The organism is Rhodococcus sp. NPDC003318, assembly GCF_042879035.1.
In the GTDB taxonomy this organism is placed as follows: domain Bacteria; phylum Actinomycetota; class Actinomycetes; order Mycobacteriales; family Mycobacteriaceae; genus Rhodococcus_G.
In genome coordinates this window covers 15,691-42,670 of sequence record NZ_JBIAOU010000001.1, presented here as the reverse complement: position 1 = coordinate 42,670, position 26,980 = coordinate 15,691, and the positions used below count along the sequence as shown (strand labels likewise).

The window sequence follows — 26,980 nt, the reverse complement described above, 5'->3', positions numbered from 1 at the left end:
TCGTGCGCTTCCTCGACGGACAGACCCCGCCCTACGACCTGACCTACGACGACGTGTTCCTGGTGCCGAACCGCACCGACGTCGCGTCCCGGTTCGACGTCGATCTCGCCACCCGCGACGGATCGGGCACCACGATCCCCATCGTGGTCGCGAACATGACCGCGGTGGCGGGAAAGCGGATGGCCGAGACGGTCGCGCGCCGCGGCGGCATCGTCGTGATCCCGCAGGACGTTCCGGCGACCGCGGTCTCCGAGACGGTCGCCTTCGTCAAGAGCAGGCATCTGGTCGCCGACACCCCGGTGACGCTCGGACCCGATTCGTCGGTCTCCGATGCGCTGGCACTTCTGCCGAAACGCGCCCACGGCGCGGTGGTGGTCGTCGACGGCGACCGACGTCCGGTCGGGGTGGTGACCGAGAACGCCTGCGCGGACGTCGACCGGTTCACCCGACTGAGCGCGGTCGCGGTGACCGACTTCGCGACCGCACCGGTGTCCGCGTCGGCGCGGGAGGTGTTCGATCTGCTCGAGTCCCGCCACGATCCGATCGCGGTGATCGTGGACGAACGCGGATGTCTGGAGGGCGTGCTCACCCGCACCGGCGCGATCCGGGCCGGGATCTACACACCCGCACTCGACGCCGACAGGCGGCTGCGGATCGCGGCAGCTGTCGGCATCAACGGGGACGTGGCAGCCAAGGCGCGGGCCCTCGTCGAGGCCGGCGCCGACGTGCTCGTGATGGACACCGCCCACGGGCACCAGGAGAGGATGCTCGAGGCGCTGTCCGCGGTCGCGTCGCTCGACCTCGGGGTGCCGCTGGCGGCGGGCAACGTGGTCTCCGCCGCCGGAACACGCGATCTGGTGGCGGCGGGTGCGTCGATCGTCAAGGTCGGTGTCGGGCCGGGCGCGATGTGCACCACGCGCATGATGACCGGCGTCGGCCGCCCACAGTTCTCCGCGGTGGCGGAGTGCGCCGACGCCGCACGCGAACTCGGCGCCCACGTGTGGGCGGACGGCGGCGTGCGTCATCCGCGGGATGTCGCGCTCGCGCTGGCGGCGGGCGCGTCGAACGTGATGATCGGGTCGTGGTTCGCCGGCACCCACGAGTCTCCGGGCGACCTGCGCTTCGACCAGGACGGCAACGCGTACAAGGAGAGTTTCGGGATGGCGAGCAAGCGCGCCGTCGCCGCCCGTACCGCATCCGACAGCGGCTTCGACCGTGCCCGCAAGGCCCTGTTCGAGGAGGGCATCTCGAGTTCCCGGATGCGTCTGGACCCGATCCGGCCGGGTGTCGAGGACCTCATCGACCACATCTGTTCCGGGGTCCGCAGCACCTGCACCTACGCCGGCGCCCGCACGATCGACGAGCTCCACGAGAAGGCGGTCCTCGGGGTGCAGTCGGCGGCCGGGTTCGCCGAGGGAAGGCCACTACCAGCGGGCTGGTGAAAGTGCACTACCAGCGGGCTGGTGAAGGAGCACTACCGGCGGGCTGGTGAAGGAGCACAGCCGGCGGGCTGGTGACAGGGCCGGACCGTGTCGGCTGCGTGCCGGGCGGCCGATCGGCGTCGACTCGGTAGAATGGACGTCTCGACACAGTGTGCGCCCGGGGTCGGGCGGGGGATCGATCTTCGATTCGCCACCGCCCGGGCACGACAGAAAGGACGAAGGTGCCCGAGGCACCCATTTTCGTACGCGACGCCGATTCCGGCGACGACGGTTCCACGACGGAGGGCTCCTCTACCGAGCCGGGTGACAAACCCGGCGGACCCTCCCCGGCCCCCGCTCGGGGGCGATAGACCATGCAGATCGCCATAACCGTCGTCAGCTTGCTCGGGTTCCTCGCCCTGACCGCGGGCACGGCCCTGTTCGTCGCCGCGGAGTTCTCGCTCACGGCACTCGAACGCAGTACCGTCGACGCGCACGCGCGCGACGGCGACCGCCGCGCGCGGCAGGTGCAGCGGGCGCATCGCACCCTGTCGTTCCAGTTGTCCGGTGCGCAGCTCGGCATCACCATCACCACCCTCATCACCGGCTACATCGCCGAACCTGTTCTGGCGCAATTGATCACGCCGGTGTTGACGGCGGTCAACATCTCGGAATCGGTGGCGTCGGGTATCTCGCTGGCGCTGGCGCTCATCATCGCGACGTCGCTGTCGATGGTGTTCGGTGAACTGGTCCCGAAGAATCTCGCGATCGCGCACCCGCTCGGCACCGCCCGCGCCACGGCCGGGCCCCAGGCCTGGTTCTCCACCGTGTTCCGCTGGGCGATCAACGGCCTCAACGGATCCGCGAACTGGGTGGTACGCAGGCTCGGTGTCGAACCTGCCGAGGAGCTGCGTTCGGCTCGGTCGCCGCAGGAACTCGGATCGCTGGTGCGGATCAGTGCCCGCAGCGGCACGCTCGACCCCGGTACCGCGCTCCTGGTGGACCGGTCGCTACGGTTCGGCGAACGCAGCGCCGAGGAACTCATGACGCCGCGGGTGAAGATCGAGACCCTCGAACTCCACGACACGGTCGCCGACCTGATCGAGGTCGCGTCGCGCACCGGGTTCTCCCGGTTCCCGGTGGTCGACGGTGACCTCGACGACACCGTCGGCGTGGTGCACGTCAAGCAGGCGTTCACGGTGCCGGCGTCGGCACGCGCGACCACGCAGCTGATGGTGCTGGCGCAGAAGGTGCCGGTGGTGCCGTCCAGCCTCGACGGCGACGCGCTGCTCGAGCAGATCCGTGCGGACGGCATGCAGGTCGCGATCGTCGTCGACGAGTACGGCGGCACGGCGGGTCTGGTGACGATGGAGGACCTGATCGAGGAGATCGTCGGCGACGTCCGTGACGAACACGACGATCCGGAGATCGATGTGCAGCGCTCCGACGACGGATGGATCTGCGCCGGTCTGCTCCGGATCGACGAGGTGCGTCAGGCGACCGGGTACGCCGCACCCGAGGGCGAGTACGAGACGCTCGGCGGGCTGGTGCTCGCCCGTCTCGGCCGGATACCCGACGTCGGTGACGAGGTGGTGCTGCCCGATCCCGACGGCTCCGACGACGACGGGGGTTGGCTCGCGCGGGTTTCCGCGATGGACGGTCGCCGCATCGACCGCGTCGTGCTGATTCCGGCTTCCGCCGAGACGATCGTCGCACGCAAGGGGGCCGAACGATGAGTGACCTGTTCGGCGTCGTTCTCACCGCCCTCCTGCTGGCGAGCAACGCGTTCTTCGTCGCCGCCGAGTTCGCGCTGATCTCGGCGCGCCGCGACCGACTCGAGGCGCTCGAGGGGCAGGGCAAGAAGCGGGCACGGACCGTGATCGGCGCGGGCGAGCACCTGTCGTTGATGCTGGCGGGCGCGCAGCTCGGGATCACGATCTGCTCGATCCTGCTCGGCCGGGTCGGCGAGCCGGCGATCGCGCATCTGATCGAGAAGCCGCTCGACATGGTCGGTGTCCCCGACCAGCTGCTGCACCCGATTGCGTTCACCGTCGCGTTGGCGCTGGTCGTGGTCCTGCACATCCTGCTCGGCGAGATGGTTCCGAAGAACATCGCCATCGCCGGTCCGGAGCGGTGCGCGATGCTGCTGGTGCCGGCGCATCTCGGGTTCATCAAGGTGGCCAGACCGCTCATCGCCTTCTACAACTGGTCCGCGAACTCGACGCTGCGGCTGCTGCGGGTGCAACCGAGGGACGAGCTCGACACCACGGTGTCCGAGCTGGAGTTGACGGAGATGATCGGCGAGTCCCGGTCCGAGGGTCTGATCGACGAGGAGGAGCACCGCCGGCTCACCCAGGCGTTGCACACGACCGGCCGAACCGTGTCCGACGTGGTGATCCCCCTCGACAAGGTGCGGACCGTTCCCCTCGACGACGCGGGCACGACGCTGGGTGCGATCGAACAGGCGGTGACGGAGACCGGGTACTCCCGGTACCCGGCGGCGCTGGCCGACGGGTCGCTGGCCGGGTACCTGCACCTCAAGGACGTGCTCGACGAGATCCTCGACGAGTCCGCGGGCCCGGACACCGTGGTGCCCCGCAGTGACGTGCGGTCGCTGCCGCGGCTGCAGGTGCAGACTCCGCTCGACGAGGCACTGTCCGCGTTGCGGCGGGCGAGCAGCCATCTCGGGGAGGTGGTCGACGGGGACGGCCGGACGCTCGGGATCGTCGCTCTCGAGGATCTGGTGGAGGAGTTCGTCGGCACGGTCCGCGACGGGACGCACCGGATCGTCGACGCGGTCCCCGGTCAGCAGACGCCGTGAGCGCGGTCGGTGTCGACGGCGGTCCACTCGTTCTCGCGGAGGACGAGTGGACCGGGCGCCGCGAGGCGCATCGGGCGCGGGTCGACGAGCTGACCGGCCCGCACCTGCACCGCCAGGCCGGCGGGGTGAAACACCCCGTGGTCGACTTCCTGTTCACCTACTACAGCCTGCGGCCGGCGCAACTGCGACGCTGGCATCCCGGATTCGGTGTGCTGCTGTCCGGACCGGCGGCCGCCGAGTACGCCACGTACTCCGGGTACGTGGAATGGGCGGGCGGGGTGACCGCCGACCCGGGCCTGGTGGGGCGACGCCGGTCGATGCTCGAGTTCACCGAGCGGCTGCTGGCGGGGACGGCGTCCCGGCCGGCGCAGCTCGGGTGTTTCGGTCTGCACGAGTGGGCGATGGTGTACCGCGGCGGCGAGGAGGCCGTCCGGCATTCGGGTGTCCCGCTGCGGCTCGGGCCGGCGGGCACCGATGCGGTCGTCGAGTCGATGAACCTGCGCTGCACCCACTACGACGCGTTCCGGTTCTTCACCCCGGAGGCGGTCGGACGCAACGACTCCCCACTTCGGCGTGAGGATCAGGTGGGCCGCGAGCAACCCGGCTGCCTGCACGCGGGCATGGATCTGTACAAGTGGTGTTACAAGCTGACGCCGCTGGTCGACTCGGATCTGCTGGTGCGATGTTTCGAACTGGCGATGGCAGCCCGCGAACTCGACATGCGGGCGAGCCCGTACGACCTGCGCGAGCTCGGCTGTTCGCCGGTGCCGATCGAGACGCCCGCCGGCCGCGCAGAGTACGTGCGCGCCCAGTCCGCCCTCGCCGACCGGGCCGCACCGCTGCGGGCCGAGCTGCTCGGGAGGATCCGCGTCCTGCTGGCGGTCGAATCCTGAGTGCGGCGGCGGATCTGCTCAGCCGTGTCCGGACTCGTTGAGCTGCAACCGTATTCGTTGCAGCGCTCGGTGCTGCGCGACGCGCACCGCACCGGCCGTGGTGCCGAGCAGCTCTGCTGTCCGTTCGGCGCTGAGGCCCTGAACGATCCGCAACTGCAGCACATGACGCTGACCCTCGGGCAGGCGGTCCACGAGTTCCCGCACCGACAAGCGCAACTCGTCGTCGAGCACCGTCTCCTCCGGTCCGGACTCGGGAACCGCACGGACCGGTGTCGGTCCGCGGCGTCCGGCGGCCCGCCGCGCATCGGCCACCTTGTGCGCGGCGATCCCGAATGTGAACCGGAGCAACGAGCCGCCCCGGTCGCGGAACCGTGGCAGGGCCCGCATCAACGCCAGGCACACCTCCTGGGCGACGTCCTCGACGGGGGTGTGGGCACGGGTGTGGCGATCCATACGTGCGGCGCAGTAGTCCACCACGTGCGGGTGTACGGATCCCACCACCATCCCGACGGCGTGCGGCTCACCCGAGACGGCACGCGGCAGCCATTGCCGGAGAATCTGGTGTGTTTCGGTGTCGGCCACGGCTGGTCCTCTCGTGCGGAAGGTCGGTGCCTTTTCACCTTCCGACCCCGGGCGCCGTCGGACCACCATCCCTGGGTGGGGTTTGTCCACCACCCCGAGCGGGTTTCGGCGTGGGCGGGAATCGGCCGCACCGGGTGGACGCGGCCACTACCGTCGATGCGAACCGGTCGGCCCGAGACGAAGGCGGCACAGGTGGAACTGACCCCGGACGACATCGACGTCGACGAGTACGAGAGACGCAAGGCCCTCTACGGGCCGTTCGCGGAGGTGGTGCGCGACCTCGTCGACGCCACGATCCGCACCGAGGTCGACGACGACACGATCCGCGAGATCGAGGCGACGATCCGGACCGCGACGCGGCGACTGCGGGCGCGGCAGGTCGACGGCGCGTTCGGGATGCGCCGAACCTCGGACGGGACATCCTTCGCGTGGGGCAATGCGGGCGTCGGACTGCGCAATGCGCTGGCGCCGCCGCTGGTCGTCGAATCGGACGTGACCGGCCGGCACTGGACGACCGTGACACTCGGCGCGGCGTACGAGGGTGTGCCCGGCCACGTGCACGGCGGCATCTGCGCGCTCGTCCTCGACCATCTGCTCGGCGTCACAGCCAGCGCGACCGCCCGACGTTTCACCGGGACACTGACACTGCGCCATCTGCGCGGCACCCCGCTGGGCGAGCTCCGCGGCGAGGCCCGGGTGACGAGCGTCGACGGCCGGAAGGCACTCGTCGCGGGCACGCTGTCCGATGCCGCGGGCGTCACCGTGGAGGCGGAGGGTCTCTTCATCAGCGCGACCGGCCCGAGCGACCGGTGACGTCCGGTCGGAGCGCAGGCACCGTGGCCCGGGCGTACCAGGCGCGGGCATCGAGGGTGAAGCGCCCGGACGGCAGCACCGCGCGGCACTCCTCGCGCACCGTCTCGCGCGCCGCGGGCGGCAGCGACTCGAGGTACTGCCCGGCCGGGCCGACCCCGAAGGTGAACGGTTCCCAGAAGTCGTCGAAGCCGGTGTAGTCGGCGCGGGCCGTGAGGGCCCCGGCGACGACACCGGTCAGGCCCGCGCGGCGGAAGCGCTCGGCGATGTCGCCGTCGGAGGTGCCCGGCAGTGCCGACTCGCCGGTCGCACCGGCGTCGACCCGGCGGACCGCCGTCCAGAACACGCGCAGCATGGTCATCCCGCCGTCGGCGATGTCCCACATGCAGGCGGCGACGGTGCCGCCCGGTCGGGTCACCCGCGCCATTTCACGGATGCCGAGGTCGGGGTCGGTCAGGAAACCCACCACGAGAGACGACAGCGTCGCGTCGAACTCCCCGTCCGCCCAGGGCAGGTGCTCGGCGACGCCGACGCGGACGTCGGCGCCGGGGTTGCGTTCCCGGCAGGCCGCGACGAACTGGGGTGCCGGATCGATCGCGGCCACGTGGGCGGAGCCCACCCGGTCGACGAGTTCGCGGGTCAGGCCGCCGGGACCGCAGCCGACGTCGCAGACCCGACTGTCCGGCGCCAGTCCCGCGGCGTCGGCGAGCGCGACCGCGAGCGTCGGTGTGTAGCGCCCCATGTACCGGTCGTACCGTTCGGCCGGTGCGGCGAACTGCATGTCTCCATCATCGCGCGGTTCGATGCGCATCGCCGCGGTTTTCCTGGACAGACCACGGCCGAGGCCCTAGATTCACACATCAGTCCAGACATGTGTCCAGAAATGGGGGTTCCGGGTGCGATTCACACGCGAGGACATCGACGCCGGCGAGATCGCTCGCAGGGCCGCCCTCTACGGCCCGCTCACCGAGGCGGTCCGCGAACTCGTCGACGCGACGATCCGCACCGAGGTCGACGACGCCACGATCCGCGACGTCGCGGCCATCGTCCGGGCCGCGACGCTGCGCCTGCGCGAACGGCAGATCGACGGCGCCTTCGGCGTCCGGTTCACCGATCACGGCACGGCGATGCCGTGGGGCAACGCGGTGATCGGTCTGCGCAACGCCCTCGCTCCCCCGCTGACGATCGAACGGAACACGGACGGACTGCACTGGAGCGAGTTCACGCTCGGCGCCGCGTACGAGGGTCCACCCGGACACGTCCACGGCGGGGTCTGTGCGCTGGTGCTCGACCAGCTGTGCGGTGTCACCGCCGCCTCCAACGACAAACCCAACTTCACCGGCACGCTGGCGCTGCGGTACCGGCGCGGAACACCCCTCGGTCCGCTGCGCGCCGAAGCGTGCGTCGACCGCGTCGAGGGTGTGAAGACGTTCGTGGTCGGCATGCTGTCCGACGCCGGGGGTGTCACCGTCGAGGCGGAGGGCGTGTTCGTCACCCCCGCGTGGGCACGGGACTGACCCGCGCGCCACGCCGCGATCCCGACCACCGCGTCGAGTTCCGCCGAGCCCTCCGTATGATTGGTCTCGACCGGCCACACCGCCGGATCGAGATCGAGACTGTTGCCGGGCGCCCACCGTACGTCCGCGACTCGTCGGCGCCCACCTCACGCGCCTCAGCTTTCGAGCTGTTTCTGTCGATGCAACCCGAGTAACACCGGACTCAACACTCCGGTTGCTACCGCCGGGTAACATTGTTGTCGTCCCGTTCGGTGTCCCGACACGGACACCGCTCGCCACAAAGAGTGAGGCTGTTCAATGACTGAACGCGTGCAGGTCGGTGGTCTTCGGATCGCCAAGGTTCTCTTCGACTTCGTCAACACCGAGGCCGTCCCCGGCACCGGCGTCGACGCCGACGCGTTCTGGGCAGGCGCCGTCAAGGTCATCGAGGACCTCGCGCCCAAGAACAAGGCACTGCTCGCCAAGCGCGACGACCTCCAGGCGCAGATCGACGGTTGGCATCGCGAGCGTGCCGGCCGGCCGCACGACGCCGCCGCGTACAAGACGTTCCTGCAGGAGATCGGCTACCTGCTGCCGACCCCGGCCCCGTTCGAGGTCACCACGGCGAACGTGGACGCCGAGATCGCGACCACCGCGGGCCCGCAGCTGGTGGTGCCGGTCCTCAACGCCCGCTTCGCGCTCAACGCGTCCAACGCCCGGTGGGGTTCGCTGTACGACGCGCTGTACGGCACCGACGTGATCTCCGAGGACGGTGGCGCCGAGAAGGGCAAGGGCTACAACAAGGTTCGCGGCGACAAGGTCATCGCCTGGGCGCGTACCTTCCTCGACACCGCCGCCCCGCTCGCGAAGGGCAGCCACGCCGAGGCCACCCGGTACTTCGTCGACGAGACCACCCTGCGGGTCGAGCTCGGCGGCGAGGTCGTCACCGGCCTCGCCCAGCCGGAGAAGTTCGTCGGCCACCTCGGCGACAAGGACGCACCGACGTCGGTGCTGCTGCGCAACAACGGCCTGCACGCCGAGATCCAGATCGACGCGACCTCCCCGATCGGGGCCACGGACGCCGCCGGCGTCGAGGACGTCGTGCTCGAATCGGCGATCACCACGATCATGGACTTCGAGGACTCCGTCGCCGCCGTCGACGCCGAGGACAAGGTCGTCGGCTACCGCAACTGGCTCGGCCTCAACCGCGGCGACCTGTCGGAGTCGTTCGACAAGGGCGGCAAGACCCTGACCCGCACCCTGAACGGCGACCGCACCTACACCGCGCCGGACGGCTCCGAGCTGACCCTGCACGGCCGCTCGCTGCTCTTCGTCCGCAACGTCGGCCACCTGATGACCAACCCGGCGATCGTCGACGCCGACGGGAACGAGGTCCCGGAAGGCATCCTCGACGCCCTGGTCACCAGCCTCGCCGCCATGCACGGGCTGAGCACCGACGACGACCACGGCCCGCTGAACAACAGCCGCACGGGATCGATCTACATCGTCAAGCCCAAGCAGCACGGGCCCGAAGAGGTCGCGTTCACCACCGAACTGTTCGGCCGCGTCGAGCAGGTCCTCGGCCTGCCCACCAACACCCTCAAGGTCGGCATCATGGACGAGGAGCGCCGCACCACCGTCAACCTGGCCGCCTGCATCAAGGAGGCGTCCGAGCGGGTGGTGTTCATCAACACCGGCTTCCTCGACCGCACCGGCGACGAGATCCACACCTCCATGGAGGCCGGTGCGATGGTCCGCAAGGCGGAGATGAAGAAGCAGCGCTGGATCGCCGCCTACGAGGACTGGAACGTCGACACCGGCCTCGCCGCGGGTCTGCAGGGCAAGGCGCAGATCGGTAAGGGCATGTGGGCGATGACCGACCTGATGGCCGACATGATCGAGCAGAAGATCGGCCACCCGAAGGCCGGCGCCAACACCGCGTGGGTGCCGTCCCCCACCGGCGCGACGCTGCACGCCACCCACTACCACCAGGTGGACGTGTTCGCGGTGCAGGACGCACTGAAGGGCACGCCCCGCGCCACCGTCGACGACATCCTCACCATCCCGCTCGCACCGTCGACGGACTGGTCGGACGCCGAGAAGCGCGAGGAACTCGACAACAACTGCCAGTCCATCCTCGGTTACGTGGTGCGGTGGATCGACGCCGGTGTCGGCTGCTCGAAGGTGCCCGACATCCACGACGTCGCGCTCATGGAAGACCGTGCGACACTGCGGATCTCGAGCCAGCTGCTCGCGAACTGGTTGCGGCACGGCATCGTCAGCGAGGCCGACGTCGTCGCCGGCCTCGAGCGGATGGCCCCGGTGGTCGACCGGCAGAACGCCGGTGACGCGTCGTACCGGAACCTGGCGCCGGACTTCGACTCCAACATCGCCTTCCAGGCCGCGAAGGAGCTGATCCTCGAGGGCGGCAAGCAGCCGAGCGGCTACACCGAGCCGATCCTGCACCGCCGCCGCCGCGAGTACAAGGCCGCGAACGCCTGATCACGCCTCTGCCGGGACGCCGTCCGACCATCCGTGGTCGGGCGGCGTCGCTCGTTCGGCGCGGCCGCGGGGTGGTCTGCCGAGATCCGTAGACTGGTGAACGAATGACGGATCGGATTGTGGGCCTCGCGGCCGGAAACGAGGCGACGTGGGGCGACATCGCGACGAAGCGGGACGGCGGGGTATCAGCAAGGGCCCGGTGATCGCGGTGGGGTGCGTGATCGTGCTCGTGCTCGCGGTCCTCGGATGGTTCCAGCTGCGGGACCGGATCTCCGATCAGGGTGTCGCCGCCGCGCAGACCTGTGTCGAGGGCGACGCCGTGCTCGACGTCGCGGCCGACCCGGACATCGCCACGGCGGTCCGCACGATCGCCGATCACTACAACGAGACCGCGCCCGTGATCCGTGACCACTGTGTCCGCGTCTCGGTGACGGATGCCTCGTCCGAGTCGGTCGGCGCGGCGCTGGCCGGCGCGGACGGCGGCCAGTGGGCCGGTCCGGGTCCGGCTCCCGCGCTGTGGATCCCGCAGAGTTCGGTCTCCCTCGCCCGCCTCGCCGACACTCCCGGCGTGGTCAGCGGGGTGCCGAGATCGGTGGCCTGGTCCCCCGTCGTGCTGGCGGTGCCGGATGCGTTGCGCGACGGCCTGACTCGCGCCGGCATCGGCTGGCAGGATCTCGCGAGGTTGCAGACCGACCCGGAGTCGCTGCCGGCGCTGGGGTTGCCCGGATGGCGTACTCTCGGTCTGGCCCTGCCCCCCGCATCCGACACGACGGGTCTCGCCGGGCAGGCAGTGACGGCCGCGGTGACCGGCGCGGGCACCGGACCCGTGACGGTCGCGCAGGCCGAGTCGCAGGCCGCGACGCGGCAGCTCACCGCTCTGGGGCTGGGCTCGCGCGCCCTCGGCGACGTCCCGCCGACGGCCGCGGAGGCACTGACCGCGCTTGCCGCGCAGGACAATCCGTCATCCGGCGCGTTCCACGCCGTCGCCGTGACCGACGCCGCCTTGACCGCGCTCGGTGCCGACAACCTGAGCGGCTACGCGCCCGGTGGGGCGGGGCCCGTCGCCGACCATCCGGCGGTCGTCCTCGGCGCCGGATGGGTCGACGAGACTCGCTCCCGCGCCGCAGCCCAGTTCGCCGAGTTCCTGCGCGCTCCCGAGCAATCCGAGGTGCTGACCGCCGCGGGATTCACCACCGGGGCCCCGGACGGGTCGCTGGCCGGCGCCGACCCCGCCGCCGCGAACGCCGTCCTCACTCCCCTGACCGCACCGGCCACCCCCCGCGCGGCCACCGTGCTGCTCGACGTCTCCGCGTCGATGACCCAGTCCGACGGGAGCGGCACCCGGCTCGGCAACGTCTCGACCGCGTTGACCGAGCAACTCGCCACCGCACCCGACGACTCCGAAGTCGGATTGTGGCTGTACTCCCGCGGCCTCGACGGCGTCCGGCCCTACCGGATCGCGGTGCCCACCGGGCCGCTGTCGCAGACCCGGGACCGCATCGACAGCGCACTGGACTCGGTGCGGGCCGGCACCGCGACGTCGACCTACCCGTCCGTCATCACCGCCTACGACGCAGCGGTCTCCGACTACGTTGCGGGGAGGACCAACACGATCCTGCTCGTCACCGACGGCCCCAACGACGACTACAGCCTCACCTCGAGCCAGTTCCTCCGCGCGATCGCCGCGGCGTCGGACCCCGCCCGTCCGGTCCGGGTCGACGTGATCGCGATCGGCGAGAACTCCGACGCCGCGACGCTGCAGCAGCTCGTCGACCGGACCGGTGGGACCATGACCACGGTCCCGAACGCGGCCGGGCCCGAACTGCAGCAGGCGCTCGCGACGACGCTCGGCTGACGGACTGCCGCGCCACTGTGCCTCAGAGGCACCACTCGACGTCGGCGGAGCCCGGCAGCGGGACGACGAAGCAGATGGCGAGCGAACCGTTGCCGAGTGGTCGTTCCTTGGCGGTGGCCGTCGGAGCGACCAGTGCGCCGATCCCGACGGTCAGTGCGGTCACTGCGACGATGCGGGTGAGGGTGGCAGACATGATCCCGACCTCCGATTGCGGATTTCCCGTGTCCCGGTCGATCGTCGGCTGCGGACCGCCCGGGTTTCGGGCACCGCTCCATCGTCCCCTGCGGTGCGACCGCCCACAACGACCGTGAGGGTCGCTCACGGTCGCTGTGGGAACGAAATCAGCTGCTGAACGCCTCGATCGGCGGGCACGAGCACACCAGGTTCCGGTCGCCGTGCGCGCCGTCGATCCGACGGACCGGCGGCCAGATCTTGTCCGCGGTTCCGGCCGGGAAGACGGCGAGTTCGCGCGAGTACGGGTGGTGCCAGTCCCCGACGAGGCAGGAGGCGGTGTGCGGGGCCCCGCGCAGCGGGTTGTCGTCCACCGGCCACTCACCGGATCCGACACGGTCGATCTCGCGGCGGATCGCGACCATCGCGTCGCAGAACCGGTCGATCTCGGCGAGGTTCTCCGATTCGGTCGGCTCGATCATCAGCGTTCCCGCCACCGGGAAGCTCATCGTCGGCGCGTGGAATCCGTAGTCCGCCAGCCGCTTCGCGACATCGTCGACGGTGACGCCGGTGTCCTTGGTGAGCGGACGCAGGTCGACGATGCACTCGTGCGCGACCATCCCGTTGTCACCGGTGTAGAGCACCGGGAAGTGCTCGTCGAGGCGGCGCGCGATGTAGTTGGCGGACGCGATCGCGGTCAGCGACGCCTCCCGCAGTCCGGCCGCACCCATCATCCGGATGTACGCCCAGGTGATCGGCAGAATCGACGCACTGCCGTACGGCGCGGCCGACACGGTCGGTCCGCTGCCGAGTTCCGGCGTGAGGGGGTGCCCGGGCAGGAACTCGGCCAGGTGGGCACGCACCGCGACCGGTCCGACGCCCGGACCACCGCCGCCGTGCGGGATGCAGAAGGTCTTGTGCAGGTTCAGGTGGCTGACGTCACCACCGAACCGGCCCGGGCGGGCCAGGCCGACCAGGGCGTTGAGGTTCGCGCCGTCGACGTACACCTGACCACCTGCGTCGTGGACGGCGGCGCAGAGGTCCGCGACCTCGTGCTCGTACACCCCGTGCGTGGAGGGGTAGGTGATCATGATCGCGGCCAGTCGCTCGGCGTGGTCGGCGATCTTCGCCTTCAGGTCGTCCAGGTCGACGTCGCCGTTGGGGCGGCACGCGACCACCTCGACGCGCATCCCGGCCATCACCGCGGACGCGGCGTTGGTGCCGTGCGCACTGGACGGGATCAGGCAGGTGTCGCGGTGGTCGTCGCCGCGGCTGAGGTGGAAGTTGCGGATCGCGAGCAGTCCGGCGTACTCGCCCTGGCTGCCCGCGTTCGGCTGCAGGCTGACGCGGTCGTAGCCGGTGATCGCGGCCAGCCACGACTCGAGGTCCTCGATGAGCGCACGGATGCCCTCGGTGTCACCGGCCGGGGCGAACGGGTGCAGCGAGTTGAACTGCGGCCACGTGATGGCCTCCATCTCCGCGGCCGCGTTGAGCTTCATCGTGCAGGAGCCGAGCGGGATCATGCTGCGGTCGAGGGCGATGTCCTTGTCGGACAGCTTGCGCAGGTAGCGCATCATCGCGGTCTCGGTGCGGTGGCTGGTGAACGCCGGGTGCGTGAGGAACTCCGAGGTCCGGGCGAGCGCCACGGGCAGGGACGCCGGGGTGTCGGCATCCAGGTCCCCGGGGACACCGAACGCGGCGAGGACCGACTGCAGGTGCGCGGTCGTGGTGGCCTCGTCGCAGGCGACGCCGACGTGGTCGGCGTCGACGAACCGCAGGTTGACGTTCCAGCCCTTGGCATTCGCGACGACCTCCGCGGCCCGACCGGGGACACGGGCGAGGACGGTGTCGAAGAACTCCCCGTGCACGACCTCGACGCCACCGGCGCGCAGGCCCGCGGCCAGGGTCCGGGCGGCCGCGTTGACCCGCCGCGCGATCGCGGTCAGCCCCTCGGCGCCGTGGTAGCTCGCGTACATCGCGGCGAGGACCGCGAGGAGCACCTGTGCGGTACAGATGTTCGAGGTGGCCTTCTCACGGCGGATGTGCTGCTCGCGGGTCTGCAGCGCGAGCCGGTACGCCGGGTTTCCGTCCGCGTCGACGGAGACGCCGACCAGACGCCCGGGCAGCTGCCGGGCGTGCTTGGAATGGACGGCGAGATAGCCGGCGTGCGGTCCGCCGAAGCCCATCGGGACACCGAACCGCTGGGTGGTACCGAAGCAGGCGTCCGCGCCCTGTTCCCCGGGCGGGGTCAGCAGGGTCAGTGCGAGCAGGTCCGCGCCGACCGCGACCAGCGCGCCGCGCTCGTGGGCGGCGGCGATCAGCGACGCGTGGTCGACGATGCGGCCGGAGGCGCCGGGCAGCTGCGCCAGCACACCGAAGAACTCACCGTCCGGCAGTCCCTGCGACAGATCCGCGTCGACGAGTTCGATCCCGAGCGGCGTCGCACGCGTCTCGATGACGGCGCGGGTCTGCGGGAACAGGTCGGTGTCGACCACGAACCGGGGGGACTTCGACTTCCCGGCGCGCCGCAGCAGTGTCATCGCCTCGGCCGCGGCGGTGGCCTCGTCCAGCATCGACGAGTTCGCGACCTCCATGCCGGTCAGGTCGGACACCATCGTCTGGAAGTTCAGCAGCGCCTCGAGCCGGCCCTGGCTGATCTCCGGCTGGTAGGGCGTGTACGCGGTGTACCAGGCGGGGTTCTCGATCAGGTTCCGCACCAGCACCGGCGGGGTGAGGGTGTCGTAGTAGCCGAGACCGATCATCGACGTGGCGACGGTGTTGCGCTGCGCGAGTGCGGTCAGTTCGGCGAGCACCTCGTGCTCGGACAGTGCGGGCGGAAGCACCTCGAGGCCGGCGCTGATCCCGTCGGTGACGGTGTCGACGATGCCGGCCGGGACCGCCTTGCCCGCGAGAGCGTCCAGATCGTCGACGCCGATGACGTGCAGCATCCGTCCGAGTTCGGTGGCGTCGGGACCGATGTGACGATCGACGAACGCGCTGTACTGGTCTGACAAGGCAACTCCCGCGGGGTCCGAGGCCACACCGCGGGGCCGCGGTGCGTTCCTCCCCCTCTGTCGCCTGCTCGCCGGGGCGAGCGCCTGAGAGATTCGGGGCCGGGCCACCTGATCGGTGACCGGTCCCTTTCCCCGTGGGCGGGTGGGTGCTCCCACCGCTTTCCAGAGGCGCCGATGCCCGCACGGTCCTGGGTGCCTGAGAGATTGACGGGGAGGTGCTGCTCCTTCGGCGTCCGGCGAACTTCTCCGGAACTCTCCCATGCGGCGACGACGCACCCACGATTCTAGGCGAGATCCCACCGGCGGCCCGCGTCGGCCGGTCGCGGTGTGGCAGGCGCCACTACCGCGCGGCGCCTCGGTGGCGTCCGATCAGCCGATCTTGCGGTTCGCGCGGGTCTTGCGACGCGACGCCAGCTCGTCCTCGGGGCTCTGCGCGCTCTCGCCTCCGTCGGCACGCTCGGCCGGGAAGTCGGCGATCGTTCCGGTCAGCTCACGCATCGCACCGCTCACCGCGATACCGAACACCCCCTGACCGCCCTGCAACAAGTCGACGACCTCCTCCGGCGACGTGCACTCGTAGACGGTGGTGCCGTCGGAGAACAGGGTGATCTTGGCGAGGTCGCCCACCCCGCGCTTGCGGAGGTGATCGACCGCGACCCGGATGTTCTGCAACGAGATCCCGGTGTCGAGGAGCCTCTTGACGATCTTGAGGACGAGGATGTCCTTGAACGAGTACAGGCGCTGGCTGCCCGAGCCGGCGGCCCCTCGAATCGACGGCACGACCAGCGACGTCCGGGCCCAGTAGTCGAGTTGCCGGTAGGTGATGCCCGCAATCTGGCAGGCGATCGGGACGCGATAGCCGACCAGTTCGTCAGGAACGGAGTCGTCGGGAAAGAGCCCCGGCTGGACGTCCTCCACCTCGACCACCTCGGCGGGCGCCTCGGCGTCGACGCGCTGACGAACACCCGCGTCCTGCGGCTGATCTACCACTGACTGCTCCCTCTCGCACGGAAAACCGAACCGTGGATCCACCCAAGCGTACGCCCGGTGAATCACATGGTGCGTGTTCATGTCGGCCAGACGGTATGGGCACACGAACACACGGTCAACGCAACACGCCCAAGGTTCCCCAAGCTTAGCCTGAGAGTTGCTGAATCAGAGCAGGTGAGACGCTTTCGAGACCGGACTCCGCGTCCACCGTCCACTCCTCACGGACGGCTCAGCCGTCGGACGAACGGATGGCTCAGCCGTCGTCGGTCGCACGGACGGCTCAGCCGTCGGTCGCCTTGAAGTCGTCCGGGGACACCGATTCGAGGAACTCCTTGAACTTCTCGACCTCGTCCTCGCGCTCGTCCGGCATCACCAGACCGGCCTCGGCGAGCACGGACTCCTCCGCGTAGATCGGCACACCGACGCGCAGTGCGATCGCCACCGAGTCCGACGGCCGCGCCGACACCCTGATGTTCCTGTCGAACACCAGATCCGCGTAGAAGGTGCCCTCCTGCAGGTCGACGATGCGCACCTCGATCAGCCGATGACCGAGCGCATCGATCAGGGTCTTGATCAGGTCGTGGGTCAACGGCCGCGCCGGCTCGACACCCTGCTGCTCGAGGACGATCGCGGTCGCTTCCGTCTGCCCGATCCAGATCGGGAGGTAACGCTCACCATCCGCTTCCCGGAGCAACAGCACGGGCGAATTCTGCGGCTGCTCGACACGGATCCCGATCACACGCATCTCACTCATTGCGCCCGCCTCCCGTGAAAACCGTTGCTTCGACCGATTCTATGCCGATGTTCCGAGCAGTGTGAGAAGCCCTCAGCGGTCGAGTGCACCACGCACTGCCGACTTCACCAGACAGGTGTGCAGGGTGAGCGACAGGGCGGCGAGTTCCCGGACCATTTCCTCGGCCCGGTCCCGGGCGCCCGCGTCGCGGCCCTTGGCGACCGGGCCCGCGATCTGCGCGACCAGGCTCGCCTCGCGGTCGGCCGCAAGTTTGAACGCGCGCAGGTGCCGCACCTCGAGACCGAACCCGGACATCGCCTTCGCCGTCCGGGCCAGCGTCACCGCGTCCTCGTTGAAGAACCCGGCCGTGCCCGGCACGATCAGCCCCGCCCGGACCAACTCGGTCAGGAACCCCTCGTCGACGCCGGACCGGGCCAACAGGTCCCCTCGGCTGACCCGGATCTCACGGTCCGGGCGGAACTCCTCCGGCGACACCTCGCCGGGCGCCACCGCCAACGCGCGGGGGCGCCGCGGTGCGGCGTCCGATGCGCCGACGACCGCGGCGCCGCTGTCGATCGCCTCCAACTGTTCCTTGATCACCTTCAGCGGCAGGTACTGGTCCCGCTGGGCGGTCAGGACGTAGCGCAGCCGATCACAGTCGGCAAGGGAGAACCGTCGGTAACCCGACGGCGTGCGTTCCGGACTGATCAGGCCCTCTGCCTCGAGGAAGCGGATCTTCGAGATCGTGACGTCCGGGAACTCGGGGCGTAGCCGATCCAGGACGGAGCCGATCGACATCCCCCCTGCACCCTGGCTCCGCTGCCCGACCGCCGTCATCAGCTACCCGCACCCGCAGGCGAGTCTCCGGCCGCGCGGGGTCCGGTCAGGAAAACGAGCCGGAACTTGCCGATCTGCACCTCGTCGCCGTTCGCGAGCGTCGCCGAGTCCACCGGCTCCCGGTTGACGTAGGTGCCGTTGAGGCTGCCCACGTCGACCACCTGGAACTCGTGCTGTTCGCGGCGGAACTCCGCATGTCGGCGCGACACCGTGACGTCGTCGAGGAAGATGTCGCTGTCCGGGTGCCGCCCCGCCGAGGTGGTCGGGTGGTCCAACAGGAACCGTGATCCCGCGTTGGGACCACGCTTGACGACCAGCAGTGCGGACCCGGCAGGCAGACCCTCGACGCCGGAAACGGGCTGTTCGGCCGGCGCCGCGGCGCCCCCCTCGAGCTCGCTGAGGAAATCCGCCCGGAAAACCGATGTGGTCTCCGCAGGCGTCTCCCCGTAGACCGCATCGTTGTCGTTGTCGCTCACCGTTTCTCCTCCTCAGTCCGACCGATTCGGGTCAGCCCCGAACAAATCTGTAGACACAATCACAACCGATGCGGATCAGCGCCCCGACACGGCGAATGCACTCTCCATTGACCGTACCCTGTGCGGGCCCGTCCGCGTAGGCGGTCACGAGCCGGGGCGCGTCGGGGTCAGCCCCCGGCCACCTCGCCGTACGCGGCCGCGTCGAGCATGCCGGCGAGCGCCGCGTCGAGGGTCGCCTCGTCGGCGACCTCGAGCTCGACCAGCCAGCCGTCGCCGTAGGGCGCCGAGTTGACCAGCTCCGGTCCCGATTCCAGATTCTCGTTCACGGCAACGACTTTCGCCGTCAAGGGGGCGTAGATGTCGGAGACGCTCTTGGTCGACTCGACCTCACCGAAGGAGTCGCCCGCCACCACCTCGTCGTCGACGGCGGGAAGCTGCACGAACACCACGTCGCCGAGCTGCGACTGCGCGAAGTCGGTGATTCCCACCCGCACGGTGGTCGATCCCGTCCGCTGCACCCATTCGTGCTCGGCCGTGTAGCGCAATTCGGCCGGGATATTGGTGTCACTCACCGTGGAGTCCTTTCGACGACGGTCCGACGCTGTACAGAAATACCGGTGCAGCAGCGGAACTTCAATTTCCGGGCTGAGCGTATTGGCGTGCTTTCGCCTCCCGCAAGGCGGCTACGACGACCTGCTCCGATTGTTCGACCGACACCCGGCCACCGTTGCGCGCGACCGTGTCGACCACCCCGCCCGGAATGTTCAGCGCGGCAGCGAGCGTCGGCGGATCACCGATCGCGGTCACCGTGTACGGCGCCACCAGCGGTGTTCCGTCGAGTTCCAGATGCCCGGGTGTGCCACTGACCCACGAGTCGACGCCGATCCGGATCGGCGGACCGTCGCCGCCCTGCACCTGGATGGCCTCGGCTCCCGCAGCACGCAACTCCTGCAACATGTCCAACATCACCTCCGACCCGACACCCGATGCCGGATCGGTGACGGTCAGCACGACCCCCGGCCCGGTCGCGGGCACGGCGCCCACCTGGATCGACAGCGCCGTCAACCGGGCGTTCGCCTCGGCCAACGCCGCCTCGGATCCTCCCCCGCTGCGTTCGAGTGTCGCGAGCGTGTCCTGCAGGCCGGCGATCTCCTGGCGTAGCGCGACCTCGCGTTGGTTCAGGTTGTCGAGCACCACGAGCAGATCCGCCGGGCGCGCCGAGTCCAGCGTGTCACCGGAGCCGGTGCCCTGGACCTGCGTTGCGATCGCGACGCCGAGTGCGGCCATGAGGAGCGCGGCCAGCACCCCGAACACGACCTTCGACCTGCGTGCCGACCCGGACTCCGGTTCGGTGTGCCATTCGTGCCTGCCCTCGGTGGCCACGACCGCTCACGCCCCGAACAACCTGCGGCGCAATGCCGCCGCGTTGCCGAAGATACGGATGCCGAGGACCACGATGATCGCGGTCGACAGCTGGGTGCCGACCCCGAGCTGGTCTCCGAGCCACACGATCAGTGCGGCGACGAGAACGTTGAACACGAAAGAGACGACGAACACCTTGGCGTCGAAGATCTCGTCGAGATACGCACGGAGTCCACCGAACACGGCGTCGAGCGCCGCGACCACCGCGATCGGCAGGTACGGCTGCACCGCGTCGGGAACCTGCGGCCGGAACACCACGCCCGCCACGATTCCCGCGATCAGGGCGAGTACCCCGTAGATCGCGTATCCGTTCTTCGCCGCCTGGACGGGCTTGATCGGCTTCACTGACCACCCACTTCTCGTGCGCTCCTGATCTCCCGGGCCGTCGCACCGGGAAGTGTGATGTCGTCGCTGTCGGCGACGGTGAAGCCGGCTCCGTACAACTGCGCGACGCCGGACATCCGCACGTAGGCATCGCTCACGACGAAGCCGGTCTGCAGTCGTGAGGGCTGCCCGATCGCCGAGATCACGTACGGTGCGGGCACCGGCTGGTTGTCGACGAGCATCGCGCCGCCGGCCTGCCGGATGGTCACTCCCGGTCCGACCCGCACGTTCCCGACGGCGACCGCCTCGGCTCCGGATGCCCACAGCGAGTTGACCACTGCCTGCAGGTCACGGTCGATGATCACCGGCGTCGCGTCCGCGCCGGGCCGGGACCGGTCCGACAGGTCGGGCCTGGCCACCGGGTCGGCGAGGGTGACGGTGAGCCCCGGCCCGTGCACCGTGTCGAGTGCGGCGGCCTGTTCGAGGTCCGCGATCCGGTCCAGGACGGCGGCGCCCTGGGCGTCGCCCGACAGGGCCGCCGTGCGGGCCGCATCGGTGCGGGCGGCGAGGTCGTCGCGAGCCCGGGTGAGGTCGGTTCCGCGCGCCTCGGCGGCATCCACCTGCGCGATGATGTCGCGGCGCACCTGTTCGGTGCCGGGCGCCCGGTCGGTGGCCTCCGCGTAGGCCACCCCGAAGATCAGACCGAGCACGAGTGCCCCGGCGCCGCACCACAGTCCGGCGTGCAGCGGCCGGTTCAGCGAGTGTCCCCGGGCCCGGTCCTCGGCGGCTGCGGCGTAGCCGGGGTCGAGCCCCTCGGCGAGCAGCGCCGTCAGCAGTGAGGGGGTCGGGTTGCGCCGCACCCCGGGCTCGTCGCCGGCGTCGGGCGTGCCGCGAACCTCGCTGTCACTCATGGTGATTCCGTCTCCCGCCGACGTTCGACGGGTGCCACGTCGCGGGCCACGTTGCGGGCGGCGAGCAGGTAGAGCAGTCCCGTCCACACGTAGAGCCCGGTCCCCCAGGTCAGGAGTGCATAACCCCACGCGTGTGCAACGCCGGCGATCGCCCAGTCGCCCTGCGCGGCAAGGACGAGCGGCAGCGCGAACATCAACGCGAACGTCGCGGCCTTGCCGAGGTAGAGCACGGACGGCGGTGGCAGTCCTCGACGCCGATAGAGGGGAAGCGTCGCCGCGAGCACCAGGTCCCGGCCGATCAGGACCGCGGCGACCCACCACGGGACGATCCCGCGGATCGCGAAGGCGAGCAGCGTGGTGACGACGTACAGCCGGTCGACGAGGGGGTCGAGCAGACCGCCGAGCCTCGACGTCTGGTTCAGCAGCCTGGCCAGCTTCCCGTCGGCCCAGTCCGTGAATCCGCTGAGCATCAGGATCAGCAGGGCCCAACCGTCGGCCTGGGGACCCAGGAGCAGGTACGCGAACACCGGGACGCCGATCAGCCGCAGCAGACTGAGCAGGTTGGGCACCGTCAGCACGCGATCCGTCACCATCGGCTCGACCGTCCCGGCTTCGCCTCGCAGCCGGTCTCCGCTGTCCATGTCACTCCCACGCTCGCTCACCAGGTCGGCCGTGCGTCGGGCACGGATCGGCACCGACAAGACTGTCACACGCGGGTGGGGGGCGCGGGGATGCGGGCCACGGCAGTGGCGGTCAGACTGCCCAGGTACAGCGACCCGTCGCTCTCCCGGACCCCGGTGACCGGCGAATAGCTCCCCTTCGGGCCTCGCAGGTTGTGCGCGACGGTGCCGTCGCCGTCCAGGCCGAGCACCCACGCCCGTGGCTCCGGATCCGGCGACAGGGCGTCCGGCAGGTTCGCGGCGAGCAGCCGCAGCGCCGGATGCGGGGCCAGCAGGTCGAGCAACCGCATCCGCGGACTGTAGAGAGCGACCCAGAAGATTCCCGCTGCCGTCTGCGACGCGACGTTGTCGGGGATGCCGGGCAGGTTGTCCGCCCACACGGACACCCGACCCGCGGTCGGCCCGGTCAGATCGACCCGGCGGATCCGGTAGGCACCGGTTTCGGCGACGACGACGAACGACCCGTCGCGGGACAGGCCGACACCGTTGGCGAACTGCAGACCGTCGGCGAGCAGGTCCGTCTCGCCGGTGACCGGATCGAACCGGATCAACCGTCCGGTCCCCCGGTGTTCGAGAAGGTCGTAGCGGTGTTCGGCGATCGAGAACTTCGCCGACGAGTCGGTGAAGTACACGATCCCGTCCACGCCGACCGCAGAGTTGTTGCACGCGACGAGGGGACGTCCGAGGGCGTTGTCGGTGAGCGTCTCGACGCGGCCGGTGTCGTCCACCCGCAGGAGGCCGCGCTCGGCGTCGCACACCAGGTACCGTCCGTCGGCCAGGACCTCGACGCCCAGCGGCCGACCGCCGGTGTCCGCGATCCGGGTGACACGCTCGGCACCCGGCCGGTCGAGGTGGTCGTACCGCCACAGCGCGCCGTCGTCGGTCCCGGTGATCAACCGGCCGTCGCCGTCGACGGCGACATCCTCCGGGCCGGTCGAACCGGGCATCGGCCACCGCTCGAGCGCATCGAACTCTGCTGCCGGGTCCGGCAGTTCGCTCGGCGGAGCAGGCGCCTGCCAGGAAACGGGGTCGACACCGGTGCGGTCGAGGCGGCACAGCATGTCACGGACCAGGCCCATGAACGTCAACGGTAGTCCGGGTCAGCGCGCGGCGAAGTCCGGTTGCGCGTAATCGGCGACCCGGGTGCCACGACCGTGCAGCACCACCTCGCGGAACTGGTGGATGATCGCGGCGGTCGGAGCGAACATCGCGCCACCCCGGAACGGCCAGCGCAGGTAGGGCGGCGCCCCGTCGGGCGTTCCGGGCACCGGCTGGATCAACGGGTCGACGTCCACCTCGGCCATCGTGACCTCGAACACGAGCGCCACCTCGGCCTCGTTCGGGACGATCGGCCCGCTCGGCGTCCCGATCCACACGACGACGGGGGTGATGACGAATCCCGACCGCGTCACGTAGTCGTCGAGGAGACCGAGCACCGCATCGTCGGGCGCGTGGACGCCGAGCTCCTCCGCGAGCTCACGCACGGCGGCCTGCTCGGGCGTCTCGCCGGGGTCGATGCTGCCGCCCGGGAGGGCGAACTGACCGGCATGCGCCCGCATCCTCGGAGGACGCCGCGTCAGCAGCAACCGTGAACCGGCGTCATCGGTGATCACGGCGAGCGCGACCGCGGCGCGGCGGGTTCCGTTGTCCGGCACGGCGATCCGGTCCAACGCTGTCAGCCGGGCCACGCACTCGGCGCGGGTCAGCGGCGGTCCCGGATCGGTGGACGCGGGCCCGGTCGGATCCTCGTCCCGTGTCGTCGGCGTCTGGTGGTCCATCCCCCGACGTTAACCGCTCAGGCGAGCGCGTCGACGTAAGCCCCCTGCCACACCGTGTCGAAGGGCGTGTGCGCCGACACCCGGCCGGCGATGCCCGCGGTGACGAATTCCTTCGCGAACTCGACCGCGGACGCCACCTCCACGCCCTTGGCGAGTTCGGCGGTGACCGCTGCGGCGAGGGTGCAGCCGGCCCCGGAGACCCGCTCCTGCCCGACCTTCGGAGCCCTCAGCACGGTGATGTCGGTGCCGTCGAACAGCACGTCGACCGCGTCCCCTCCGGGCAGTTCGACGCCGCCCTTGGCGATCACGTAACGCGGCCCGAGGTCGTGGATGCGGCGCGCCGCCTCGGCGAGGTCGTCGACGGAGTCGACGGCGTCCATGCCTGCGAGGGTGCGGGCCTCGAACAGGTTCGGGGTCACGACGGTGGCGAGCGGCAGGATCTGCTCGCGCAGCGCGGTGTCGGTGTCGAGCGCGGCGCCGGGTTCCTGCCCCTTGCAGATGAGTACGGGGTCGAGCACGACGTGCCGCCAGTTCCGGCTGCGCAGACCGGCGGCGACGACATCGATGGTGGCCGGGGTGCCGAGCATGCCGATCTTGACGACGTCGAGGTCGTGCGCGCTGGTCGCGGCCTCGATCTGGTCGGCGATCACCTCCGGCGCGATCGGCACGAAGCGGTGTGCCCAGCCGGATTTCGGATCGAAGGAGACGATGCAGGTGACGGTGCCGACGCCGTAGACGCCGAGCTCCTGGAACGTCTTCAGGTCGACCTGCAGGCCGGCACCACCGGTCGCTTCCGATCCGGCGATGACATAGGCGAGGTCGACCACGGAGAGCTCCTTCGGAAAGCGGATTCGGCGACGGCGGGAACAGCGGTGCCGTCGCAGCGCTCCAGGTTAGTCCCCTCACGCAGTGGTGCATGTGTGGAGGCCCCGCCGTCCGAAAGTGCACCACTGCGAACGCATGAAAAACCCCGGTGAGAATGTCTTCTCACCGGGGTTTCACGGTCGGGCTGACAGGATTTGAACCTGCGACCACCTGACCCCCAGTCAGGTGCGCTACCAAGCTGCGCCACAGCCCGTCCACGCTCTTTCGGGCGCTCGCAAAGATTACATCAGTGGCACTCGGAAGAGCGAATCGGCTGGTCACGCACCTGACCGGTGGGGGGATCAGCGCTTCTTGCGGTCCCGCTTCTCGCGCACGCGCACCGAGATCCGCACCGGGCTGCCGTCGAAGCCGAACTCCTCACGCAGGCGGCGTTCCAGGAAACGGCGGTAGCCGGCCTCGAGGAACCCGGTGGTGAACAGCACGAACGTCGGCGGCCGGGTGCCCGCCTGGGTCGCGAACATGATCCGCGGCAGGCGTCCGCCGCGCATCGGCGGCGGCGTCGCGGCGACGACCTCCTTGAGCCAGGTGTTGAGCCGGCCCGTCGGAACCCGCTTGTCCCAGGATTCGAGGGCGGTCTCCAGTGCGGGCACGAGCTTCTGCACGGCCCGACCGGTGTGGGCGGAGATGTTGACGCGCTGCGCCCACGGCACCCGCACCAGTTCCCGGTCGATCTCCTTCTCCAGCATCAACCGGCGGTCCTCGTCGACGAGGTCCCACTTGTTGAACGCCAGCACCAGCGCACGCCCGGTCTCCGCGACCATCGACAACACCCGCAGGTCCTGTTCGGTGATCGGAAGTGACGCGTCGATCAGCAGGATCGCGACCTCGGCGGCCTCGATCGCCGACTTGGTGCGCAGCGAGGCGTAGAACTCGTGCCCGCTGGCGTGGCTGACCTTGCGGCGCAGCCCGGCGGTGTCGACGAAGCGCCACACCTTCCCGCCCAGCTCGACGAGCGAGTCGACGGGGTCGACCGTCGTGCCCGCGACGTCGTGGACCACCGACCGTTCGTCGCCCGAGAGCTTGTTGATCAGGCTGGACTTGCCGACGTTGGGCTTGCCGACCAGCGCGACGCGGCGCGGGCCCTGACCGCCGGTGCCCTCCCGCGGGGTTTCGGGCAGCACCGCGAGCACCTCGTCGAGGAGGTCGCCCGTGCCGCGGCCGTGGATCGCGCTCACCGGGTACGGCTGCCCGAGCCCGAGCGACCACAGCGCGGCCGCCTCGGCCTCGGTGCGTTCGTCGTCAACCTTGTTGGCCACCAACAGAACCGGCGTCTTGGATCGGCGCAGCACCTTCGCGACCGCCTCGTCGGTGGCGGTCGCGCCGACGACCGCGTCCACGACGAGGACGATGGCGTCGGCGGTCTTCATCGCCAGTTCGGCCTGCCGGGCCACCGACTGCTGCAGCCCCTTGGCGTCGGGCTCCCACCCGCCGGTGTCCTGCACCATGAACCGGCGTCCGGCCCAGTTCGCGTCGTAGGACACCCGGTCGCGGGTGACGCCCGGGATGTCCTCCACGACCGCTTCGCGGCGGCCGATGATCCGGTTCACCAGGGTGGACTTGCCGACGTTCGGCCGGCCCACGATCGCGAGGGTCGGGACGGCGACGTGCTCCTCGTCCTCGAAACCGCCCTCGACGTCGGCGAGGTCCCAGTCGGATTCCTCGTTCCAGGTGCCGTCGCCGGCGTAGGCGTCGCCGCCGAATTCGAATACGTCGCTCACTGCACCACTCCAGTTCTGTCACGCACCACCAGCAGCAGCCGGCCGATCACGTCGTCGATCCCCAATTCGCTCGTGTCCACGACCACCGAGTCGTCGGCCGGCCGCAGCGGTGACACCGCCCGCGTCGAGTCGAGGTGGTCGCGGCGCTGCACGTCGGCGAGGACCGCCCGGTAGTCGTCGCCACGGCCCTCGGCGACGTTCTGCGCGTTGCGGCGGCGCGCGCGTGCCTCCGCGGACGCCGTCAGGTAGATCTTCACGTCGGCGTCCGGAAGCACGACGGTGCCGATGTCACGGCCCTCGACCACGATGCGCGGATGCCGCGCGATGAAGGCGCGTTGCTTGTCGACGAGGAGTTCGCGCACCCGCGGCACCGCCGACACCGCGGACACCGCCTGCGTCACGACGGCACCGCGGATCTCGTCGGTGACGTCCTCACCGGCCAGCAGCACACGGTCCGAGGCCGGGTCGGTGCCGATCGACAGGTCGAGAGCCTCGGTCGCGGCCGCGACGGCGACCGCGTCGTCGGGGTCGACACCCGACCGCAGGACGTGCAGGGTCGCGATCCGGTACATCGCCCCGGTGTCGAGGTAGCGGGCGGCGAGCGCATCGGCCAGCCTGCGCGACACGCTCGACTTGCCGGTGCCGGACGGACCGTCCATCG

The 26,980-nt window shown here is 70.3% G+C and carries 26 protein-coding genes, 1 tRNA gene and 1 riboswitch; of the genes, 8 read left to right on the top strand and 19 right to left on the bottom strand.

Translation table 11 applies throughout. From position 1 onward, the window contains the following. Nucleotides 1-2 precede the first annotated feature (2 nt). The 4 genes from ACFYVR_RS00215 (at nt 3) to ACFYVR_RS00200 (ending at nt 5,135) form a co-directional block, all read left to right on the top strand. Nucleotides 3-1,442, top strand: coding sequence for a GuaB1 family IMP dehydrogenase-related protein (locus ACFYVR_RS00215; protein WP_387468590.1), 1,440 nt, complete (start codon nt 3-5; stop codon nt 1,440-1,442). 353 nt (nt 1,443-1,795) lie between these two features. Then, nucleotides 1,796-3,157, top strand: coding sequence for a hemolysin family protein (locus ACFYVR_RS00210; RefSeq protein WP_387468589.1), 1,362 nt, complete (start codon nt 1,796-1,798; stop codon nt 3,155-3,157). Continuing rightward, nucleotides 3,154-4,242, top strand: coding sequence for a hemolysin family protein (locus ACFYVR_RS00205; protein WP_387468588.1), 1,089 nt, complete (start codon nt 3,154-3,156; stop codon nt 4,240-4,242). The genes ACFYVR_RS00210 and ACFYVR_RS00205 overlap by 4 nt, the downstream gene beginning before the upstream one ends. After that, complete coding sequence (locus ACFYVR_RS00200) at nt 4,239-5,135, top strand: 3-methyladenine DNA glycosylase (RefSeq protein WP_387468587.1); 897 nt, start codon at nt 4,239-4,241, stop codon at nt 5,133-5,135. Before ACFYVR_RS00205 ends, ACFYVR_RS00200 begins: the two co-directional genes overlap by 4 nt. 18 nt (nt 5,136-5,153) lie before the next feature. Here the strand turns inward: ACFYVR_RS00200 and shbA are convergent, their stop codons facing one another. Continuing rightward, nucleotides 5,154-5,717 (bottom strand): RNA polymerase sigma factor ShbA, encoded by a 564-nt coding sequence (shbA, locus tag ACFYVR_RS00195; protein ID WP_387468586.1) that lies wholly within the window; start codon nt 5,715-5,717, stop codon nt 5,154-5,156. 156 nt (nt 5,718-5,873) lie between these two features. Here shbA and ACFYVR_RS00190 point away from each other — a divergent pair, with 156 nt between their 5' ends. After that, on the top strand, nt 5,874-6,530 hold the full coding sequence (locus ACFYVR_RS00190) for a PaaI family thioesterase (protein WP_387468585.1): 657 nt from the start codon (nt 5,874-5,876) through the stop codon (nt 6,528-6,530). Here ACFYVR_RS00190 and ACFYVR_RS00185 read toward each other — a convergent pair. Continuing rightward, nucleotides 6,502-7,308 (bottom strand): class I SAM-dependent methyltransferase, encoded by an 807-nt coding sequence (locus ACFYVR_RS00185; protein ID WP_387468584.1) that lies wholly within the window; start codon nt 7,306-7,308, stop codon nt 6,502-6,504. The genes ACFYVR_RS00190 and ACFYVR_RS00185 overlap by 29 nt on opposite strands. 115 nt (nt 7,309-7,423) lie before the next feature. On the opposite strand from ACFYVR_RS00185, the gene ACFYVR_RS00180 reads away from it, so the two are divergent. The 3 genes from ACFYVR_RS00180 to ACFYVR_RS00170 all read left to right on the top strand — a co-directional run bounded on the left by ACFYVR_RS00180 (nt 7,424) and on the right by ACFYVR_RS00170 (nt 12,380). After that, entirely contained in the window at nt 7,424-8,044 is a 621-nt protein-coding gene (locus ACFYVR_RS00180) for a PaaI family thioesterase (protein WP_387468583.1), read from the top strand. A 297-nt stretch (nt 8,045-8,341) separates the two neighbouring features. Continuing rightward, nucleotides 8,342-10,525, top strand: a complete 2,184-nt coding sequence (locus ACFYVR_RS00175) for a malate synthase G (RefSeq protein ID WP_387468582.1) — start codon at nt 8,342-8,344, stop codon at nt 10,523-10,525. Between the two features lie 148 nt (nt 10,526-10,673). Continuing rightward, on the top strand, nt 10,674-12,380 hold the full coding sequence (locus ACFYVR_RS00170; RefSeq protein ID WP_387468581.1) for a substrate-binding domain-containing protein: 1,707 nt from the start codon (nt 10,674-10,676) through the stop codon (nt 12,378-12,380). A 22-nt stretch (nt 12,381-12,402) separates the two neighbouring features. Here the strand turns inward: ACFYVR_RS00170 and ACFYVR_RS00165 are convergent, their stop codons facing one another. The 17 genes from ACFYVR_RS00165 to cmk form a co-directional block, all read right to left on the bottom strand. Beyond that, on the bottom strand, nt 12,403-12,573 hold the full coding sequence (locus tag ACFYVR_RS00165; protein WP_387468580.1) for a hypothetical protein: 171 nt from the start codon (nt 12,571-12,573) through the stop codon (nt 12,403-12,405). A gap of 148 nt (nt 12,574-12,721) precedes the next feature. Beyond that, nucleotides 12,722-15,499 (bottom strand): aminomethyl-transferring glycine dehydrogenase, encoded by a 2,778-nt coding sequence (gene gcvP / locus ACFYVR_RS00160; protein ID WP_387470242.1) that lies wholly within the window; start codon nt 15,497-15,499, stop codon nt 12,722-12,724. Between the two features lie 239 nt (nt 15,500-15,738). Beyond that, nucleotides 15,739-15,835, bottom strand: a riboswitch (glycine riboswitch). A 99-nt stretch (nt 15,836-15,934) separates the two neighbouring features. Next, nucleotides 15,935-16,555 carry a MerR family transcriptional regulator gene (locus ACFYVR_RS00155; RefSeq protein WP_387468579.1) on the bottom strand — a complete coding sequence of 207 codons (621 nt, stop codon included), beginning with the start codon at nt 16,553-16,555 and terminating at the stop codon, nt 15,935-15,937. Nucleotides 16,556-16,835: 280 nt separating this feature from the next. Continuing rightward, the gene (locus ACFYVR_RS00150) at nt 16,836-17,309 is read right to left on the bottom strand and encodes a bifunctional nuclease family protein (RefSeq protein WP_387468578.1); all 474 of its coding nucleotides are present in this window, start codon (nt 17,307-17,309) and stop codon (nt 16,836-16,838) included. Nucleotides 17,310-17,381: 72 nt separating this feature from the next. Beyond that, nucleotides 17,382-18,125, bottom strand: a complete 744-nt coding sequence (locus ACFYVR_RS00145) for a MerR family transcriptional regulator (RefSeq protein WP_387468577.1) — start codon at nt 18,123-18,125, stop codon at nt 17,382-17,384. Next, nucleotides 18,125-18,601 (bottom strand): glycogen accumulation regulator GarA, encoded by a 477-nt coding sequence (garA, locus tag ACFYVR_RS00140; protein ID WP_387468576.1) that lies wholly within the window; start codon nt 18,599-18,601, stop codon nt 18,125-18,127. The genes ACFYVR_RS00145 and garA overlap by 1 nt, the downstream gene beginning before the upstream one ends. Before the next feature lie 167 nt (nt 18,602-18,768). Continuing rightward, nucleotides 18,769-19,173: a glycine cleavage system protein GcvH gene (gene gcvH / locus ACFYVR_RS00135; RefSeq protein ID WP_387468575.1), complete on the bottom strand. Its 405-nt coding sequence runs from the start codon at nt 19,171-19,173 to the stop codon at nt 18,769-18,771. A gap of 61 nt (nt 19,174-19,234) precedes the next feature. Beyond that, nucleotides 19,235-19,984, bottom strand: a complete 750-nt coding sequence (locus tag ACFYVR_RS00130) for a DUF881 domain-containing protein (RefSeq protein ID WP_387468574.1) — start codon at nt 19,982-19,984, stop codon at nt 19,235-19,237. Between the two features lie 6 nt (nt 19,985-19,990). Beyond that, nucleotides 19,991-20,368, bottom strand: coding sequence for a small basic family protein (locus ACFYVR_RS00125; protein WP_387468573.1), 378 nt, complete (start codon nt 20,366-20,368; stop codon nt 19,991-19,993). Beyond that, complete coding sequence (locus tag ACFYVR_RS00120; RefSeq protein ID WP_387468572.1) at nt 20,365-21,258, bottom strand: DUF881 domain-containing protein; 894 nt, start codon at nt 21,256-21,258, stop codon at nt 20,365-20,367. Before ACFYVR_RS00120 ends, ACFYVR_RS00125 begins: the two co-directional genes overlap by 4 nt. Next, nucleotides 21,255-21,899, bottom strand: a complete 645-nt coding sequence (locus tag ACFYVR_RS00115; RefSeq protein ID WP_387468571.1) for a CDP-alcohol phosphatidyltransferase family protein — start codon at nt 21,897-21,899, stop codon at nt 21,255-21,257. The genes ACFYVR_RS00120 and ACFYVR_RS00115 overlap by 4 nt, the downstream gene beginning before the upstream one ends. A gap of 65 nt (nt 21,900-21,964) precedes the next feature. Then, nucleotides 21,965-23,017 carry an SMP-30/gluconolactonase/LRE family protein gene (locus ACFYVR_RS00110; RefSeq protein ID WP_387468570.1) on the bottom strand — a complete coding sequence of 351 codons (1,053 nt, stop codon included), beginning with the start codon at nt 23,015-23,017 and terminating at the stop codon, nt 21,965-21,967. Nucleotides 23,018-23,038: 21 nt separating this feature from the next. Next, a complete protein-coding gene (locus ACFYVR_RS00105) occupies nt 23,039-23,716 on the bottom strand; it encodes an NUDIX hydrolase (protein ID WP_387468569.1) in 678 nt (225 codons plus the stop codon). 17 nt (nt 23,717-23,733) lie between these two features. Then, on the bottom strand, nt 23,734-24,543 hold the full coding sequence (thiD, locus tag ACFYVR_RS00100; protein ID WP_387468568.1) for a bifunctional hydroxymethylpyrimidine kinase/phosphomethylpyrimidine kinase: 810 nt from the start codon (nt 24,541-24,543) through the stop codon (nt 23,734-23,736). 177 nt (nt 24,544-24,720) lie between these two features. Continuing rightward, nucleotides 24,721-24,794 (bottom strand) — tRNA-Pro (locus ACFYVR_RS00095). 88 nt (nt 24,795-24,882) lie between these two features. Beyond that, nucleotides 24,883-26,319, bottom strand: coding sequence for a ribosome biogenesis GTPase Der (gene der, locus ACFYVR_RS00090; protein ID WP_387468567.1), 1,437 nt, complete (start codon nt 26,317-26,319; stop codon nt 24,883-24,885). Continuing rightward, nucleotides 26,316-26,978: a (d)CMP kinase gene (gene cmk / locus ACFYVR_RS00085; protein WP_387470240.1), complete on the bottom strand. Its 663-nt coding sequence runs from the start codon at nt 26,976-26,978 to the stop codon at nt 26,316-26,318. Before cmk ends, der begins: the two co-directional genes overlap by 4 nt. Between the last annotated feature and the right edge of the window lie 2 nt (nt 26,979-26,980).

Bases quoted from the DNA above. Each gene is read 5' to 3' on its own strand.
- ACFYVR_RS00205 (WP_387468588.1), top strand. From the start codon at position 3,154: ATGAGTGACCTGTTCGGCGTCGTTCTCACCGCCCTCCTGCTGGCGAGC.
- ACFYVR_RS00165 (WP_387468580.1), bottom strand. From the start codon at position 12,573: ATGTCTGCCACCCTCACCCGCATCGTCGCAGTGACCGCACTGACCGTC.
- ACFYVR_RS00120 (WP_387468572.1), bottom strand. From the start codon at position 21,258: ATGAGTGACAGCGAGGTTCGCGGCACGCCCGACGCCGGCGACGAGCCC.
- ACFYVR_RS00115 (WP_387468571.1), bottom strand. From the start codon at position 21,899: ATGGACAGCGGAGACCGGCTGCGAGGCGAAGCCGGGACGGTCGAGCCG.
- ACFYVR_RS00145 (WP_387468577.1), bottom strand. From the start codon at position 18,125: ATGACGGCGGTCGGGCAGCGGAGCCAGGGTGCAGGGGGGATGTCGATC.
- ACFYVR_RS00150 (WP_387468578.1), bottom strand. From the start codon at position 17,309: ATGAGTGAGATGCGTGTGATCGGGATCCGTGTCGAGCAGCCGCAGAAT.
- ACFYVR_RS00105 (WP_387468569.1), bottom strand. From the start codon at position 23,716: ATGGACCACCAGACGCCGACGACACGGGACGAGGATCCGACCGGGCCC.
- ACFYVR_RS00185 (WP_387468584.1), bottom strand. From the start codon at position 7,308: ATGCAGTTCGCCGCACCGGCCGAACGGTACGACCGGTACATGGGGCGC.
- ACFYVR_RS00190 (WP_387468585.1), top strand. From the start codon at position 5,874: ATGCGAACCGGTCGGCCCGAGACGAAGGCGGCACAGGTGGAACTGACC.
- ACFYVR_RS00175 (WP_387468582.1), top strand. From the start codon at position 8,342: ATGACTGAACGCGTGCAGGTCGGTGGTCTTCGGATCGCCAAGGTTCTC.
- ACFYVR_RS00110 (WP_387468570.1), bottom strand. From the start codon at position 23,017: ATGGGCCTGGTCCGTGACATGCTGTGCCGCCTCGACCGCACCGGTGTC.
- cmk (WP_387470240.1), bottom strand. From the start codon at position 26,978: ATGGACGGTCCGTCCGGCACCGGCAAGTCGAGCGTGTCGCGCAGGCTG.
- gcvP (WP_387470242.1), bottom strand. From the start codon at position 15,499: ATGCTGCACGTCATCGGCGTCGACGATCTGGACGCTCTCGCGGGCAAG.
- ACFYVR_RS00210 (WP_387468589.1), top strand. From the start codon at position 1,796: ATGCAGATCGCCATAACCGTCGTCAGCTTGCTCGGGTTCCTCGCCCTG.